Genomic DNA, 16502 nt, shown 5'->3' on the forward strand with positions numbered 1-16502 from the left:
CATAGCTCGGCCCATGATCACCGCGGTTCGGGCACCGAAGACTTTCTGACGCCTCCCGGCGTCTGAAACTCTCAACGCTTGGAGACAGTCCGCTTTTAGGTGTCAAACAAAGAGAGCGGACGTTCTACCATGAGCTAGAACGCTCGCTCTCCAGAATACGCGATTTGCTGGTTAGACTTCGATGCCTTCTGCCAGCGTCAACGCATCTTCAACATCGACGCCGAGGTATCGTACCGTATTTTCAATCTTGGTGTGGCCGAGCAGAATCTGCACAGCTCGCAAGTTCCCGGTCGCCTTGTAAATGATCGACGCTTTTGTTCTGCGCAACGAATGCGTCCCGTAGTCTTCGCTTCGAAGTCCAACGGCCGTTACCCATTCATCGACGAGACGCGCATATTGACGCGTGCTCATATGAGCAGAGTGGTCGACCCGGCTGGGGAACGCAAAATCCTCGATTGATCCACCGCGCCGCTCAAGCCATGCCAAGAGGCTTCCGCGAGCATCCGACATGATTTCGAATTGAACTGGTCGATTGGTCTTTTGCTGGATCACCATTGCCCGCGTTCTCAACTCACCGCCGGCGACGAGATCGCCGATCTTGATCTTCACAAGATCGCAGCCTCGCAACTTGCTGTCGATTGCGAGATCGAACAGCGCCCGGTCTCGAAGCCGGTGCTCTCGATCCAAGTGGAAGCGAATTGCCCATATCTGCCGTGGCTTTAACGGCCGCTTTGCACCTACCTTTCGACCGGCATTCCACGCCGGTCGTGGAGGCAAATAGTCGAATTCTGATCTACCCATGATCATTCTCCTGCAGCCAAAATGGCCAAAAAGGGAAACGCATGGGTCAGGTCGATTGGCCGATTGCGTCTTGGCAGCTTTGGGCGGTGGAACGAAATTAGCGGACGCTCCAAGTATTGCCCGGCGTTCGCTTGAAAGGTCACCTCCGTACTGGCTCGTGCAATCGAGGCGCAACCACGTTCCGCAGGAACCGAATAGACGCTGAAGGCCCAGATTCCCGATATTCGTCAGATGATCAGCACGACATCTTATAATCCTGGCCCGAGCTCCCATATAGCGATCATCGTGGCACACGTTCATCGTAGGCGGCCGCGGCTGAGAGACCTCGTGCTCCCGCTTACAAGCAGGAGCCGCGCCCATGCCCCCCGATCCAGATCAATCCCAGTCGGCCGCCCCGGACGCGCCTGTCCTATTGGGACCGCAATCGAGCCGATTTTTCCGTAAGAGCCGCAGTCCATTCGCCCTCGATGACGCACGGCGCCAAGGGGACATCAGTCAGCTCGCCTTCCTGGCGATGGGCGGACGCGATCCGGCGATAGCCTTCCTGAACACCGACAACGCCGCGCTCGGCGGCCGCCCGCTCACAATCGCGACCGCGAGCTCCGAGGGATATGAACTGGTTGCGGCAGCGATCCGCCGCTGGCCGAGCGGCCCAGGATTCAAATGAGCCGCGCGATGAACATTTCGCTGCCGGAGGACGAAGTCAAGCGCCTGTGCCTTCTGCAAGGTGTCAGCATCAGTGCGATCGAGCCGCTTCAGTCGGGCGGCACCCGCCTTGTCTGCACATCCGGCTCCGGCGCCGAGGAAATGCGCCTCCGGCTCCGCGGTCACCTGATCGACGGCAATGTTCTCCGTTACCGCTTCTATCGCCCACCGGCCACGCATGAGCGCCCATAAGGCCGGCGCGCGATTTCGTGGTGAGCGAACGTCTCTCCGGAACCCGAATAATGTCGGTATTCGTGCGGCACATTTAACGGGATGTGCTATAGGTCTCCCATCACCTGAAATCGAACAAGCTCCATGTGACAAAGGGACGATCCGTGCTCTCGCTTGATGCAGGAGCACACACCATGTGCCTTATTCAATTGCTCGAAGACGAGCAGATCGCGCTCGCGCGATACGCCGCCGCAACAAATCCCTCGGCGATCGACCGTTATGGGCGCCTGATCGAAGGGATCGGTCGGCGTCTGAAGGCCTTTCCCTATCAGCATCGCCCTTATTTTCCGCTCAACAGATCGCGGACGCAAACGGCTCGCTAGCACGTTTGCGAACACGCGCATCCTGAAACCGAAGAAAGATATCTGACATGGCCAAATCGCAAAAACGCAGCAATCGCGAAATTCGCAAACCCAAAGCCGCCAAGGCGAAGCCGCCGACCGCGCTCGCAGCCCAAGAGGCCTCCGCGGTGCAAATGACCTCCAAGTCGAAGGGCAATCGCTGACGCGCCGTCAAAAACTGCGATGGAAGCTGACCAGATCGGCGTCGGGATCGCCATAGCCGCAAATCAGGCCACGCAGCATCTGCGCAGCCATCATCGAGAAGGTGATGCCATTGCCGCCATAGCCCATCGCGGCATAGCAGTTCGGCATACCCGGAATCCGACCGATAGTCGGGGTACCGACCGGACTGTCTCCAAAACTGCCCGCCCAGCTGTAAGCGGGAGTTGCGTCCACTCTTGGCAACAGGGCACCAAGCTTTCGCGATAGCGTCGCTGCCTTGTCGGGGAGCTTTGCATCCCGGAGAGCCGCGTCAGCGATTTCCTCATCCTCGCCGCCGCAGATGATTTCTCCGCGTGGGGTTGTTCGGATGTAGAGATAGGGGTTCGCGGCTTCCCATATCATCGCGGCGGTCGGCCAGATGGCGCGGGGCTGCGGGCGCGTCGCGATCGACCAGCTCGAGATGATCTTGTTTCCCTTCCGCGGGATTCCCTTCATCATCTCATAGCCTGTGGCCATGACGACATGGCGTGCGCGAACGCTCGGCCCGCGAGCCGATACCAAGACAACCCCATCGTCCGTTGGCGCGATGTCGCAGATATCGACGGGTGAATAGAGCCGCGCGCCGCGAGCCAGTGCGACGTTCAGATAACCCGCCGTGAGACGACGCGGATCGGCGGAATAATTGCCGAAACCGATCAGCGCATGGCGTCCCTTGATCCCATATCGCTCCTGCACCGCAGCGGGCTTGAGCAGCTCGACCTCGAACCCCGCGCGCCGCCGGGCGTCGGCTTCACGCGCAAGACCTTCGGCGTCGAGGACGTTGCCGTCGAGATAGATCGAGGCGCGCGTCGCCCCATCGACGGCGAGGCCCAGCCGTTCGGTCCGTTCGCGTAGCGCGTCGACCGACTGGCGCGATCGCCGCCAGATGCGTTCGGCCTTTTCGCGCCCGATCCGCTCGGCCATCAAGGCCAGCGGCGTGTCGAGTTCATATTGCAGCATCGCGGTCGACGCCGCAGTCGATCCCTCGGCCGGTCCCCGGCGATCGACGATAACGGTCTTGAGACCCGCGTCCGACAACGCCTCCGCGATCAGCGCGCCCGACACGCCAGCCCCGACGACGACAACGTCGCACGCGATATCTCTTGTCAGCGGCCGCGCAGCGATCGCGGGACGACGCCGTGCCGACCAGATCGACTGGCCGGTCCGGAGATCGCGATGATGGGTCGCCGATGCGTGGCTCACCAGGACAGGCGATCAGGCAAGATCGCGCACCCTGGCTTCGCGGGCCCAATGACGCCGGGTGCCGACGCTTTCGAACTTGTCGATCGCAACGACACCGCCGTCCTTTTCCACCCCCGCCTTGTCGAGCAGCAATTGCGTCGCCTCGTCATGCGCGATCGTCTTGCAATGCCCATAGGCGTCCATGAACCACTGAACCGCCGAGCCCTGCTTTGAGAGGGCCTCGGCCTGATCCTCGGTGAGGATCGAGGCCACCGCGTCGAACAGCACCGAAGGAGACCCCGCGAGCTGACCATCAGCCTTGAGCGTACCGCCCTTGACCTTGATCCCGCCGACCTTGGGCGCGACGAGGAAGGCGGTGCCACCGGCGCTTTCGATATCGCCCTGCAGCTTGTCGATCACTGCCTTGTCCGATCCTTCGGCAAAGAGGATTGCGACCTTGCGGCCCTCCATCGTATCGTCGGCATTCTTCTGGATCGACAGCGCGTTGGAGGTTTTGAGATCGACCGGCGCACGCGCAGCCTTTTCCTTCGCCGGCAGATCGATCGCGAGTCCCATGGCGACACGCATCGCAAGATCCTCGTCGATGTTGCGAAGCTGGCCAACGACCCGGGCGCGGACATGATCGAGTGTGACCTTCGACAGTTCGAAAACCAGCGCCGAGGCGATATGCGCCTGCTCATTCTCGGTCTGCGACAAATAGAACATGCGCGCCTGGCTGAAATGATCGGCGAAAAGCGCCGCGCGAATGCGCAGCTTCTGCGCGGGATCGTTGCGTTCGTCATTGGCGGCAAAGCTCTTGAAACCCTTATCGGCGCTTGCGCGCGGACCGCCATTCTCGCCGGCCTCGGCCAGGCTGTTCGGCTCGTAATTGGCGCGCCCCGTTGGCACGAGCGTCTGCATCATTCCGTCGCGCTGGAAATTGTGGAACGGGCATTTCGGCGCATTGATTGGGATCTGGTGGAAATTGGTCGTGCCCAGCCGCGACTTCTGCGTGTCGAGATAGGAAAAGAGCCGGCCCTGCAGCAGCGGATCGTTACTGAAATCGATGCCCGGAATGATATTCGACGGCAGGAAAGCGACCTGTTCGGTTTCGGCAAAGAAATTGTCGACGTTGCGGTTGAGCGTCATGCGGCCGACGATCTCGACTGGCACATCTTCTTCGGGGATCAGCTTGGTCGCGTCGAGCACGTCATAAGGTTGTTTGGCAGCGAACGCCTCGTCGAATACCTGCACGCCGAGGTCCCATGCCGGGAAATCGCCCGCGTCGATCGCCTCGAACAGGTCGCGGCGGTGGAAATCGGGATCGGCGCCGGCGATTTTGACCGCCTCGTCCCAAGTTGTCGACTGGATGCCGAGCACGGGCTTCCAGTGGAATTTGACGAATTTGCCTTCGCCCTTTTCGTTGACGAAGCGGAAGGTGTGGACGCCGAACCCCTCGATCATGCGCAGGCTGCGCGGGATCGTGCGGTCGGACATTGCCCACATGATCATGTGCATCGCCTCGGGCATCAGCCCGATGAAGTCCCAGAAGGTATCATGCGCGCTCGCCGCCTGCGGATAGCCGCGGTCGGCCTCCATCTTGACGCTGTGAACGAGGTCGGGGAATTTCATCGCGTCCTGGATGAAGAAAACCGGGATATTGTTGCCAACGAGATCCCAATTGCCGCTGTCGGTGTAGAGTTTGACCGCAAAGCCGCGCACGTCGCGCGGGGTATCGACAGATCCGGCGCCGCCCGCGACGGTCGAGAAGCGGGCGAAGACGGGGCAAGTCGCGCCCTCCTTCTGGAAGATCGACGCCTTCGTCAGCCCGGGGATTGCCTTGGTGCATTCGAACACACCATGTGCGCCCGAACCGCGGGCGTGAACGATCCGCTCGGGGATGCGCTCATGGTCGAAATGGAAGATCTTCTCGCGGAGGACGAAATCCTCGAGCAGCGTCGGGCCGCGCTCGCCGGCGCGCAGCGAATTCTGGTTGTCCGAGATGCGGTGGCCGAAATTGTCGGTCAGGAATGCCGCATCGGCCGATTTGCCGCCCGATGCCACATTCTGGTGCAGCTCGTCACCATTGCCGCGGTTCACCTCGATCTTCGGCTGGCCTTCGCCCGGCTGGTGTTCACGAAACGCATGGTCATTCGCGGGGGACAGCGGCGGAGATTTCGGCATCGGTCATTCCTTGTGCCGCGGAAGGCGACACTCCTACAATCCGCCGCTTCGCCTTATGTTGCGTGTCGCTAGGCCATGGCGGCCAGAATCTCCTTGATCGCGACGAATGCAAAGCAGACCGAACTGTCGGCCACGCCATAAGGCAGGAAAATATCGCCGCCGACGCGGATCGCCCCGCAGGTGTAGACGACATTGGGGACATAGCCTTCGCGGTCCTCGTCGGCGGCGGAGAGGATCGGATTGGGCGTCCGGCCGATGACCTTCGACGGATCGGCCTTGTCGAGAAGCACCGCACCGATCGCATATTTGCGCATCGCGCCGACGCCATGGGTCAGCACCAGCCAGCCCTCGTCGAGTTCGATCGGCGCGCCGCAATTGCCGATCTGGATGAGTTCCCATGGAAAGCGCGGCTCCAGCAATAATTCGCCGTCCTCCCATTGATCGACCATGTCCGAGCGCAGCAGATAGAGATTCTTGCCATCCTGGCGACCGATCATGCAGAATTGCCCGTCGATCTTGCGCGGAAACAGCGCCATACCCTTGTTGCGTCCCGCCTTTCCCTTGATCGGGCTCAGCGTGAAATCCTTGAAATCTCGCGTCCTCAACAATTCAGACTGGATGTCACGGCCGCTGTAGGCCGTGTAGGTCCCGATCCACTCGCTTTTGCCGTTGTCGCGCTCGAACTCGAGCAGCCGCAAATCCTCGAGGCCGTTGCGCTGCGCCTCCGTAATCGGGAAGATCACGGTTCCCGACAAGTTGCTGTCCTTCTGGCGGTAGAGCGAAACGACCTCGTCGGGCTTGTCGTCGCGGTGCGGACCAAGCATCGCCGCAGTAGCGAAGGCGGGCTGCGGAAGCAGCGTCAGTTCGCGGTCGCAGGTAATGATTCCCTCGCGAAAGGCGATCGTCGAAATATGACCCTCGCCGACCGCGCGCAGCGACAGGAGGATGCGGATGCAGCCTTCCTCCAGCCCGGTCTGGTCGGGATGACGAACGACGCTGGGGTTCATCAGCGCCGCCGCAGCATAACTATATTCGTGACAGAAATAGGCCCCGATCAGCAGCCGGGTTTCGCGTTTGAGCGCCAGGCCTTCGAGCCCCAGCTTGGGTTCGATCTCGTTGAAACGATCCTCGAACACTTTTTCGATCTGCCAGTGGCGATCGGCGAAGTCTCTGAGCACGACGCCAAGTTCGGCACGAACCGTTCGCGGATTGAGGGCGACGATCTCACGCGCCAGCCGCTGCACGCGTTCGAGATCGGGCCCCGACGCCTGCCACGCCAGATGGAACGGCCGCACGACGACGCGCGTCGGATCGGCGTGCAGCCGCAATTCGTGCTGGACCAGATGCAAATGACTGTCCTTTCAGCCGACTTTCCGGACGAAATCCCGAATGGCATAGGTTGCATGCTGATAGGCGAGAACCGACTCGGCGCCCTCATTCAGATTCAGCCCGCGCGGATTTATACCGTCTTTGCTGGTCCCGGTCAGCGGATCGCCGACGATTACGCCGCGGTCATTGTATCCGGTGAACCACTCGTACGCGCGCCGTGCATGCGCCAGCCAGATGTCGTCGCCGGTCACATCATAGGCGGCCGATGCCGCATCAATCGCGGCCCATATCTCCAGCGGCTGCTGATCGAATGGCCGCGGCAACTCATGGGCACGGCCAAAGCTGTCCGACCCGACGGGGCGATAGTGACCATGCGGCGAAATCTGGACATCGTTGATCCACCGCAGCGTATCCACTCCGCACGCGATGACGTCCGCGCGCTCCAATCGCACGCCCGCGCGCAACATCGCCTCAGGCAGCCGACAATTGTCATAGGCGAGCACCGGCTCGAACCATCGCCAGTCCGGCCGCGCCGCAGCCTGATAGAGCGCGATCAGCCGGTCGGCGCCGCTGCGCAATATCCGGTTCGCCAGATCATGCGCGGGTCGCGCGGCGAGCACGAAGTCGGCGCCGAGCATCGCGAAAGCGATCGCGCGCGGCGACTGGAACTCCAGCGCTGATGCCGCGGTGCGCTCGAACAGTTCATGCGCCCATTGCCGCAGACCGGGGTCGCGCGCGTCACGCCCCGTCGCGCCGAGCGCCCAGAGGGTTCGGCCGCAGCTGTCTTCAGACCCCACATCCTCGAGCCAGTTGCGTGCGAATCCCATGAAGTTGCGAAACTCGCCGCGGTCGGGGTTCCAGGCATGCTGTACGAACGCCGCAAAGACCGGGGTCAGTTGTCCGCACCTACCGAGCGCGTCTTCGCCGAGCCGATGCATCAGCATCAGCGCGCGCGCATTGTCGTCGACGCAATAGCCGTGCGCGCGATCGGGGATCATGTGAACGCTGTGCTGGAGGATGCCGGTATCGTCGCAAATGCGCAGGAACCCTTCGATTCCGATCCGCTCGGGGATAGGCGCAGCTTTCGGCACGACGCGGCTTTCCGCGATCAGCGCGCATGTTCGCTCAGCGAACACCGGCCAGATCATGTCGCGGCCGCGATCATAGGCGCGCCGCTGCAGCGTCAGCAACCGGTCGGAATCGCCGAGCAGATACCGGATCTCATTCGCGATCGCTTCGCTGTCGTTGAAGGGAACGAGCACGCCATGATCGTCGGCAAGTAGCTCGACCGCATGGACGTAGGGCGTGGATATCACGGCCTTGCCCAGCGCCATCGCATAAGAGAGTGTGCCCGACGTCGATTGCTGCGCACCGGTATAAGGCGTCACATAGATGTCGGCTGCCTCGAGAAGGTCGAGCAGATCGTCGGTCTCCATGAACGCATTGATCCAGCGGACATGCGCATCGACGCCGAGCGAGACGGCGAGCGCCTGGAGCCGGTCGCGATAGGCTTCGCCTTCATGCGCGAGCAGATTGGGATGCGTCGCGCCAGCAATGCAGTAGAGGAAGTCGGGGTGATCTTCGATGATCGCGGGCAATGCCTCGATGACCGCCTCGATCCCCTTGCCCGGCGATAAAAGACCGAAGGTCAGCGCGACCTGTTTGCCCGCAAAGCTGAACTGCGGCTTGAACTGCGACGCGCGGCCGAACGGGCGGTCGGGGACGCCATGTGCGATCATGGCGATCTGGTCGTCGTCGGCATGATAGACGCTTCGCAGCAGATCGTGCGAGCGCTCGGACATGACGACCAGCTTGGTCGCGCGCGCGATCAAGCGCTCCATCACGCGGCGCTGATCGGCGTCCGGTTCGGCGAGCACCGTGTGAAGCGTAACGATCAGCGGCGCGGAAACACGATCCACGAGCTCCAGGATCATATCGCCCGCCAAGCCGCCGAAGAGGCCGAACTCGTGCTGCAGCCACACAATCTCGGCACAGCTCGCCTCGATTTGCCGGGCCGCCTCGACAAAGCTACCGGCGTCACCCTCGGTTATGACGTCGCGAACAACGGGGTCGAATATCGTGGGAACCGCGGCCGGCGCCATCGCATATACATCGACGGCGATCTCCGGCGCGGCCACTGCAAGCGATGCGTGGATATCGGCGGTGAAGGTCGCGATGCCGCAGCGCCGCGGAAGGAAACCGCCGATCAGTGCGATCCGGACAGTATCCGAAGTTTTTGGCCGAAGCGTTTGGCACGCCTCCAAACCTTCATCGAACGATCTACGATCAAGCGTTTCGTACACAGGCATACCTTCCAAAAAATATGCGACAGAAGGCCTCACCCAGTATTTTGTCGTTTGTTTCGAAGCGCGCAGTCGGCCTCGGAGCATCAGAATACAGAACAACTCAGCGGCGCATCTGTTCCAATTGACCGACGCCTCGAGAGAAGCTTCGCAGGCCAATTCCGGTCATACTCGCCAGACGGCAACGCCCCGCATTCATTTCAGGCAGGCGACGATGATTCCGATGGTTCCACGCGTTTCTTCGGGATTGCGTACCGAGATTGTATCGAGGCCCAGCGCCTTCGCCGGATAATCATTGCCGCCCGGAAAGATCGCATCGCCGATAAAGAGCATCGCACCCAGTTCGACACCGCTGGCGCCGCTTAGCTTCGTCAGGCCATAGGCCTTGTCGACGCCCTCACGGGTAATGTCGATCGAAGTCGCCCCGCCCATGTTGATCGACAGACCGGGCAGACTTTGGCGAAGCTCGGCCTGAATCACCTTGCGTTTGGCGAAGTCGGGATCCCATTTTTCCTTGGCATCGATCGGCGCTTCCTGACCTAGGGCCGAAAAGGTGATCTGACTCCCGCGATCTTCGATCCGTTCGCCCCAGACCGTTTGGGGAACGAACCCGGTCGCCAGTAGCGCCGCATCGAAGGCTTCGAATATGTGTCGCTTCTCCGCATCGGCGAAGATTTCGGCATAGCGCGCCTGCCACGCGCCCGAGCGGAACGTGTAGAGCTTGGTGCCGGTTGTCGGCATGAGCCAGAGCCGGGCAAGGTCCGCGCGCTCGGGAAGGCGTGTCGCCACCTGTTTTTCGAATTGCGGCCAGTCGCCACCGGATATCACCGCGACATCTGCCACGCCGAGGAGATCGGCAAGCGCCTCACCCATTGCGGGTTCCATCGGCTGCTTGCTTTCGGCAAGCGTTCCATCAAGATCGAAGGCAATCAGCCGCTTCATGCAGGCGTCGCTCCGCGCCCGTCGCTCGCCGAGTCCCGCTGCCGCCGCGCGGCGGCTTTGGCATCGGCAAGGTTCGAATAGCGATAGTCGCCCACCGCGAATTGTTCGACATAGGTCCGGATGATGCCATCCTCCTCGTCGCCCGGTGGACGCAGGCCTCCGCCTTCGCCTTCCCACGCCGAGCGTGACGCAGCTTCATCGATCGCGGCGGCGAGAGGGCCGTCCTCCACGCCCAGCGAGCGATAAAAGTCGCGCCCGACGGCCAGAAGGGTGGCGCGAATGTCCAAGACTGGATCGTCAGCTCCGTCGCTTTCGGCAGCCCGATGTTGGTGTGTCGCCTTTTCGAAGGCCTTCGCCATAAGCAATTCGGCGATCAGCACGTCACTGACCATATCGTTTGACGCTTTAACGGCGTCGGCAGGTGATGCAGCGATATCGGCGATAGCCTCGGCATCGCCGCTCAAGCCGCGTCGCTCGCGATATTCGTTGATCCGTTTGGCATAATAGCGCGGCAGGTCAAAGTTTGGCATCGCCTGCCCATCGCGTCGCGCCTGGCTCACGGCCATCAACGCCATTTGATGGTGGTGGAGAAGTTGGTTGAGGTCCATAATTTTGCTCCTTCAGCGGGAGCGCAATGGTCTCTCAGTCGCCAGCACGCGGCGGAAGCGGGCGATGTTATGGAAGTGGGGTCACAGGCTTCCGATTGCAATGAGCAGACATTTATAATTGTAGGTGACCGATGAAAGCCGAGTCATATGTCTCGACTTCCTTCGGAATACGTCTAGCGTCCGACCCGTAGCGACTTTCCACGCGACCTGGAAAGTCGATGGGGCTTCCTTTGGTCACGAACGCAGAGGATGGAAGGGCTTCGCGGTAGCGAAGCCCTTTTGCCCATGCTGCTGGGGCGTCATAAAAAACATGGTGGCCGATTCCAGACCGGCAGCTTCGGGGAGGCAATCGAAGATAGCCGACATTCACCACGCGGCGGTTTCGCGGAGGCGCCGGAGGCCGCAAGAGCTTACATCGCGACCCAAGAACTCTACGTGAGAGAAATATCCAGAATGGATGAAACCGCATCCCAGTGTGATCAAATACTTTTCTCCTCACCAAATCTAGTGTAACTTGCCTTTGGGGGAGTATTAGATGGGGCAGCTACCGAGTTTTCTTCAATCGGGCGAGGCTGCGCGCCTCTTTCCGGTGCTTGCGGACACATCGAAGGAAGGTCGGACACTCTCGATCTTTCTAGCCTGCCTAGAGAATGTTAGTGAATTTGGACGATCGATGCTTGGAAGCCTCGGGCTTCGGCTAGGCTCACGCGCCCGGATCGATACATTCACCGAGGTTGTCTTCAAAAAGACAGTCACCGGAGCCAAGCACCGCCCCGATGGACTCATCATCGTCAATACGGGGAAATCGACCTGGACAGCCCTGGTCGAGGCAAAGGTCGGTACAGCCGAACTCACAAATGCCCAGATCGAGGCGTATCTTGCGATCGCGAAACTCAACGGGATAGACGCGGTCATAACGGTCTCGAACCAGTTTACGGCGCTTCCAACCCATCACCCGCTCAACATCAGCGCAGCGCTCACCCGCAAGGTCGAGCTGTTCCACTGGTCGTGGGGCTATGTCATCACGCAGGCGCAGCTGCTTCGCGAGCTTGGCGAGGTCGAAGATCGCGAACAATTGATCTTGCTTGCCGAACTGCAACGGTTCCTTCTTCACCCGAGTTCGGGCGTTAAAGAATTCGACCAGATGCCGGCGGCATGGTCGGACCTCAGCATGAGCATCGCCGCCGGTGGCGCCGCAAGCGCGAAAAATCCGGTGAGCCAGGATGTTGTGGGCTCATGGCATCAGGCGCTCGACCGCCTGACGAGCGTGCTGAGCCGGCAGATCGGCAATCATGTCAAGCTGGTGATGAACAAGGCCGATGCGGTTGACCCTGCACAGCGCCAGAAGGCAGCGCTCGCCGAGCTTGCGTCGTGCAATTGCCTTCGGAGCGAGTTGCTCGTTCCGGACGCCGCCGCACCTGTGCAGATATGTGCGGACTTCGGAAAGCGGGCTCTGAGCTTCCAGATGCGTCTCAAGGCGCCCGCCGACAAGAAGTCGACGAAGGCCCGGCTGTCATGGTTGTTGCGACAGCTTGCTGATACCGATCCCGCCGATCTCCATGTGCGCTTCCTTTGGCCGGGTCGCTCGCCGCCCACTCAATATCCGCTGCAAAGCTTGCTGGCCGACCCCGATATCATCGCCGCCGATCGCCCCGGCATGGCGGTGCACACATTCGAGATAGTGCTGGTGCGGGACCTCGGCGCCAAGTTCGCGCAGCGCAAGATCATCGTCGCCGAATTGCTAAATTCGGCGAGCGCCTTCCACGACCGGGTCTGCGCCCGGCTCGCCGCTTGGCAGGCGAGACCGCCCAAAATTTCCGAAGGCAAGCTTGAGCCCGCGTCGGTCAGCACCGAGGCAATGCGCGACCAAGTCGAGCGCGAAGCGCTGGACAGGGCGGGATAGCCTTGGCCGGCTGCGCGGAAAATTCGGGCGCCAATCCCTTCCGGACCGCGGCGCGCAAGCGCGCCATTGCAGGTCTGGGTACCTGCCACGTTTCTGCGGCGGGCAAGTTCGCGCTCGAGCGCGAAGGCGCTGTGCACCGCTCAGAGGCCAGCGGCCAGTCTCGGCTCTCGGATGCCGCAGAACGCCTTTTCGCATTAAGCGAACGAGCCCAGGCAGCCGCGCGGCTCGCCGACGCTGCGAACCTTGACTATCTCATCTTGGTCCCGACGCTCCGCTGCAATCTCAGTTGCAGCTATTGCCAGGTTTCGCGGGCGCCGGTCGATCAGCTGCGCTTCGACTGGAGCGAAGAGACGCTCGGCCATGTGCTCAATCGTCTCGCGTCGCTCTCCACTTCTTCGATCAAGATCGAGTTTCAGGGCGGCGAGCCGACGCTGCGGCTCGATCTCGTCGAGGCGGTGATCGCCGCCTGCGATCGGTTCGAGGAAAGGCAGTTCGTCATCTGCACAAATCTGAGCAAGCTCGACGAAAGGCTTATGGCGCTCCTCGACAATCCCGACGTCTATATTTCGACGTCGCTCGACGGCCTCGCGGCGACGCACACCGCGCAGCGCACCGGTAGCGCCGAGCGGACGGGGGAGTTTCTCGCCAACGCCCGCGCCATCATCGCCGAATATGGCGCCGACAAGATTTCTGCGCTGCCGACGATCGACCAGGCACGCCCGCCCGATCCCGACGAACTCATCGACGCCTATCTGGCACTCGGTCAGACCAGCATCTTTTTGCGGCCGATCAATTATCAGGGATTTGCGCGCAAACGCCACGCGGCATCGAACGCCGATCATGACGAATGGTGGAGCTTTTACGACCGCTTCATAGCGCGCATCATCGCGCGCAATTTCGTCGACAGGTCGATCGTCTTCGAGGAAAGCTATCTCACGCTTTGTCTCGCACGCATCTTCCAGGCGGGGCACGACCGTCATGTCGATCTGCGCAACCCCAATCCGGTCGGCGCCGATTATGTCCTCATCGATTTCGACGGCACCGTCTATCCGACCGATGAAGCGCGCATGCTCTCGCGATCGGGCGTCGTCGATCTCGCTATCGGAACTGCCGCGACGGGGTGGGACACGCCAGCACGTGAGCTCCTGGACCGCTATTCGACCAACATCGGCGACCCGGCATGTGACACATGCGCCTACCAGCCCTGGTGCGGGCGCGACCTCGTAGACGATTTGTCGCGCTATGGAACGATTTCGAAGCCACGGCACGAGACCTTTTTCTGCCAAAAGCATCTGCACATGTTCGACCTCGCGATGCGCCTCATTTACGATCCCGATCCCGCGGTGCGCTACTCGCTCGCCAAATGGACGGGTCTCGCGGGCGAGCAGTTGCCCGCGATGGCGGAAGTCGCATGATCCCCCTTCTCGTTCCGGCCAGCAGCGATGCGCCGGGGCGCTTTGTTACGCGCCTTGTAGGCGCGGGCGTCGCGGGTGCACGGGAGTCAGTGCTCCTCGAGCGCTCCGATGAGAGCGCGCTGTTCGCGGGCGAGGACGGCCTGTTCGCGATTACGACCGACCAGCCGCTTATCGGCGATGTCGTCTGCATAGATCCCGGACGCCGTACGGCGGAACGGCTGATCCGAGCGAACTCGCCGCACAACACTTTTCTGATTACCGAGCAGTGCGACCAGCTCTGCGTGATGTGCAGTCAGCCGCCCAAGAAAAGTCACGACGACAGGTTCGAGGAGTATCGCCAGGCACTGCAACTTGCCCCCGAAGGTGCGGTGATCGGCCTTTCGGGCGGAGAGCCTACGCTCCACAAGGCAGCTCTTTTCTCGCTGCTTGCCGAAGCGAAAGCCGATCGCCCCGACCTCTTTTTTCATATCCTCTCGAACGGCCAGCATTTCGACGCCGGCGACGTCGCCGACATCCGTGCGTCGGCCGCGAACAGCCTGTGGGGCATCCCGCTCTACAGTCATGATGCCGAAACGCACGACGCGATCGTCGCCAAGGCGGGCGCCTATGACCGGCTTCTTGACTCGCTGGTCCACTGCTTGTCGGGCGGGATGCGGATCGAGCTACGCACCGTGCTAATGCAGGACAACATCGGCCATCTTCCAGCGCTCGCGCGCCTGATCGGAGGCCATCTCGGTTTTCTCAGCCAATGGTCGATCATGCAGCTCGAGAATATCGGCTTCGCCAAGAACCGCTTCGGCGCCCTCTATGTCGACCACAGCCTCGACTTCGCGCCGGTGGGCGAGGCGATCGACATCGCGACCCTCTTCGGTGTCCGCGTTTCCTTGTTTAATATGCCGCACTGCTCGGTGCCCGCGTCCTACCGGCCATATGCCGCCAACTCGATTTCAGACTGGAAACGCAAATATGCGCCCGAGTGCGGAACGTGCAGCGATCAACCCTCCTGTGCCGGCTTCTTCGCCTGGCATCCCGACAGCCATATGCGAGTGACACCCCTATGAGCGCACGCCAGTTTCTCATTCCGAGCCTGCTCCTTGCCGGCTTCGCGGCAGCGCCAGCCGAGGCAGCCGAGGCAGCCGAGGCGCCGGTCATCCTCACCGCGACCGACGACAAGGGGCCGGTCGTCACAGATGATGCGCGCCAGCTCTTCCGAGGCCCTCCCGTGATCGAGCTCGCCCGTCACCGTTCGCACAGCAGCCATCGCAGTCACTCGAGTCATTCGAGCCACCGGTCGAGCAGCGGCGGGAGCAGCATCTACCGACCCGCGCCCATCTATGTGCCCGCGCCGACGCCCGCGCCGCGCCGGACACCGGTGCCGATCTTCCGGCCGGCACCAACGCCCACGCCCGTTCCCTCGCGCGACTACGTAGTTCCCAACTCGGCTACGCCGCCCAGTGGCGCCCCGTTGACGCTCTATGGCGGCAGCGCTGCGGCGGAAGAGCCGTTCACAGCCAAGGTCAAACAGGTCCAAAAGGGCCTCAAGGCGTTCGGCTATTATGGCGGCGAGATCGATGGCGTGGTCGGGCCCGCGACCAAGGCCGCGCTCGAATGGTTTCAGAGTTACTTCGGCCTGAAAGTCACCGGGACGATCACACCGGAAGTCCTTGAAACGCTGCAAATCGCAAATTGAAACGGGGCCACCCTTTCGGTGTAAAGCATGTAGCCTCGGGAGCGAAACGGTTTGAGAATATATGGTCTTCCCTACCTCGCCCCGCTGACCTGCTTGATTATGATCGGTGGCTGCGCCTCATCAGCCGAAGACGGTTATGAAGGCGACGGTTCGACCGAGGTCGATTCATCATCGGATGTTGGCGAGGAAGCTGAAGCAGAATATTCGGGCGAGGAGGAACGCGCGGATTTTGATGAGGATGCCGCACGCGATACAGCGGAAGAGGAGATAGCAGGCGAATCCTATCAATCTATTGGCACGCCTTACGGGTGCACGCAGGATTGCTCTGGCCACGAGGCCGGCTTCGCTTGGCGCCGCGACAATGGCTATGCGACTCCGGGAAACAGCAATTCATTCAGCGAGGGCGGGCAAGCTTTCGACGAGGCTGTTGATGACCGGGTCGACGAAATGCGCTCCGATTATGAGAATGGCGCCGAAAGCGAATACTGAGTCTCACCAGACCTGGCTTTCCGCTCGGCGGAACGAAATTTTGGTGGCTGATGGCCGATTTCAGTCCCTCAGCTTTTAGGCCCAGGATAGAGACAAGCGGATGACGTGCTCCCCTGATTGTTACCAGTCAGAGGTAGAGTCCGGCTCCTTCATGATGGTTGATTGATGGGATGGCAAT

At 61.4% G+C, this 16502-nt stretch carries 15 protein-coding genes; 8 read left to right on the forward strand and 7 right to left on the reverse strand.

Going from position 1 to position 16502, the window contains the following annotated elements:
- Window positions 1-171 precede the first annotated feature (171 nt).
- Entirely contained in the window at window positions 172-801 is a 630-nt protein-coding gene (locus ACT17R_RS17415) for a tyrosine-type recombinase/integrase (RefSeq protein ID WP_033073847.1), read from the reverse strand.
- Between the two features lie 358 nt (window positions 802-1159).
- On the opposite strand from ACT17R_RS17415, the gene ACT17R_RS17420 reads away from it, so the two are divergent.
- From ACT17R_RS17420 to ACT17R_RS17430, 3 genes are all read left to right on the forward strand, one after another.
- A complete protein-coding gene (locus ACT17R_RS17420) occupies window positions 1160-1468 on the forward strand; it encodes a hypothetical protein (protein ID WP_444809976.1) in 309 nt (102 codons plus the stop codon).
- Window positions 1465-1698 (forward strand): hypothetical protein, encoded by a 234-nt coding sequence (locus tag ACT17R_RS17425; protein WP_444809977.1) that lies wholly within the window; start codon window positions 1465-1467, stop codon window positions 1696-1698. The genes ACT17R_RS17420 and ACT17R_RS17425 overlap by 4 nt, the downstream gene beginning before the upstream one ends.
- Before the next feature lie 143 nt (window positions 1699-1841).
- Entirely contained in the window at window positions 1842-2060 is a 219-nt protein-coding gene (locus ACT17R_RS17430; protein ID WP_156000989.1) for a hypothetical protein, read from the forward strand.
- Between the two features lie 189 nt (window positions 2061-2249).
- Here ACT17R_RS17430 and ACT17R_RS17435 read toward each other — a convergent pair whose 3' ends face one another.
- The 6 genes from ACT17R_RS17435 to ACT17R_RS17460 form a co-directional block, all read right to left on the reverse strand.
- Window positions 2250-3482 (reverse strand): NAD(P)/FAD-dependent oxidoreductase, encoded by a 1233-nt coding sequence (locus ACT17R_RS17435; protein ID WP_444809978.1) that lies wholly within the window; start codon window positions 3480-3482, stop codon window positions 2250-2252.
- A 12-nt stretch (window positions 3483-3494) separates the two neighbouring features.
- Complete coding sequence (locus ACT17R_RS17440) at window positions 3495-5645, reverse strand: catalase (RefSeq protein ID WP_444809979.1); 2151 nt, start codon at window positions 5643-5645, stop codon at window positions 3495-3497.
- Between the two features lie 68 nt (window positions 5646-5713).
- Entirely contained in the window at window positions 5714-6994 is a 1281-nt protein-coding gene (locus ACT17R_RS17445; RefSeq protein WP_444809980.1) for a glycoside hydrolase family 130 protein, read from the reverse strand.
- Window positions 6995-7006: 12 nt separating this feature from the next.
- Window positions 7007-9076 (reverse strand): glycosyltransferase family 4 protein, encoded by a 2070-nt coding sequence (locus ACT17R_RS17450; protein ID WP_444809981.1) that lies wholly within the window; start codon window positions 9074-9076, stop codon window positions 7007-7009.
- 396 nt (window positions 9077-9472) lie between these two features.
- Entirely contained in the window at window positions 9473-10219 is a 747-nt protein-coding gene (locus ACT17R_RS17455; RefSeq protein ID WP_003041860.1) for an HAD-IIB family hydrolase, read from the reverse strand.
- On the reverse strand, window positions 10216-10827 hold the full coding sequence (locus ACT17R_RS17460) for a hypothetical protein (RefSeq protein WP_003041859.1): 612 nt from the start codon (window positions 10825-10827) through the stop codon (window positions 10216-10218). Before ACT17R_RS17460 ends, ACT17R_RS17455 begins: the two co-directional genes overlap by 4 nt.
- 535 nt (window positions 10828-11362) lie before the next feature.
- Between ACT17R_RS17460 and ACT17R_RS17465 the strand changes: the two genes are divergently transcribed.
- The 5 genes from ACT17R_RS17465 to ACT17R_RS17485 all read left to right on the forward strand — a co-directional run bounded on the left by ACT17R_RS17465 (window position 11363) and on the right by ACT17R_RS17485 (window position 16324).
- Window positions 11363-12730, forward strand: coding sequence for a hypothetical protein (locus ACT17R_RS17465; RefSeq protein WP_444809982.1), 1368 nt, complete (start codon window positions 11363-11365; stop codon window positions 12728-12730).
- Between the two features lie 257 nt (window positions 12731-12987).
- Window positions 12988-14145, forward strand: a complete 1158-nt coding sequence (locus tag ACT17R_RS17470) for a radical SAM protein (protein WP_444809983.1) — start codon at window positions 12988-12990, stop codon at window positions 14143-14145.
- The gene (gene hxsC, locus ACT17R_RS17475; RefSeq protein ID WP_444809984.1) at window positions 14142-15206 is read left to right on the forward strand and encodes a His-Xaa-Ser system radical SAM maturase HxsC; all 1065 of its coding nucleotides are present in this window, start codon (window positions 14142-14144) and stop codon (window positions 15204-15206) included. Before ACT17R_RS17470 ends, hxsC begins: the two co-directional genes overlap by 4 nt.
- Complete coding sequence (hxsA, locus tag ACT17R_RS17480) at window positions 15203-15835, forward strand: His-Xaa-Ser repeat protein HxsA (RefSeq protein WP_444809985.1); 633 nt, start codon at window positions 15203-15205, stop codon at window positions 15833-15835. Before hxsC ends, hxsA begins: the two co-directional genes overlap by 4 nt.
- Window positions 15836-15928: 93 nt before the next feature.
- Window positions 15929-16324: a hypothetical protein gene (locus ACT17R_RS17485; RefSeq protein ID WP_444809986.1), complete on the forward strand. Its 396-nt coding sequence runs from the start codon at window positions 15929-15931 to the stop codon at window positions 16322-16324.
- Window positions 16325-16502 lie beyond the last annotated feature (178 nt).

The sequence above is a fragment of the Sphingopyxis sp. Q841 genome, from assembly GCF_052384365.1.
Lineage (GTDB): Bacteria > Pseudomonadota > Alphaproteobacteria > Sphingomonadales > Sphingomonadaceae > Sphingopyxis > Sphingopyxis terrae_A.

Excerpts from the sequence above, each read along its gene's own strand:
- ACT17R_RS17415 (WP_033073847.1), bottom strand. The coding sequence starts at position 801 with ATGGGTAGATCAGAATTCGACTATTTGCCTCCACGACCGGCGTGGAAT.
- ACT17R_RS17420 (WP_444809976.1), top strand. The coding sequence starts at position 1,160 with ATGCCCCCCGATCCAGATCAATCCCAGTCGGCCGCCCCGGACGCGCCT.
- ACT17R_RS17425 (WP_444809977.1), top strand. The coding sequence starts at position 1,465 with ATGAGCCGCGCGATGAACATTTCGCTGCCGGAGGACGAAGTCAAGCGC.
- ACT17R_RS17440 (WP_444809979.1), bottom strand. The coding sequence starts at position 5,645 with ATGCCGAAATCTCCGCCGCTGTCCCCCGCGAATGACCATGCGTTTCGT.
- ACT17R_RS17450 (WP_444809981.1), bottom strand. The coding sequence starts at position 9,076 with ATGGCGCCGGCCGCGGTTCCCACGATATTCGACCCCGTTGTTCGCGAC.
- ACT17R_RS17455 (WP_003041860.1), bottom strand. The coding sequence starts at position 10,219 with ATGAAGCGGCTGATTGCCTTCGATCTTGATGGAACGCTTGCCGAAAGC.
- ACT17R_RS17460 (WP_003041859.1), bottom strand. The coding sequence starts at position 10,827 with ATGGACCTCAACCAACTTCTCCACCACCATCAAATGGCGTTGATGGCC.
- ACT17R_RS17465 (WP_444809982.1), top strand. The coding sequence starts at position 11,363 with ATGGGGCAGCTACCGAGTTTTCTTCAATCGGGCGAGGCTGCGCGCCTC.
- hxsC (WP_444809984.1), top strand. The coding sequence starts at position 14,142 with ATGATCCCCCTTCTCGTTCCGGCCAGCAGCGATGCGCCGGGGCGCTTT.
- hxsA (WP_444809985.1), top strand. The coding sequence starts at position 15,203 with ATGAGCGCACGCCAGTTTCTCATTCCGAGCCTGCTCCTTGCCGGCTTC.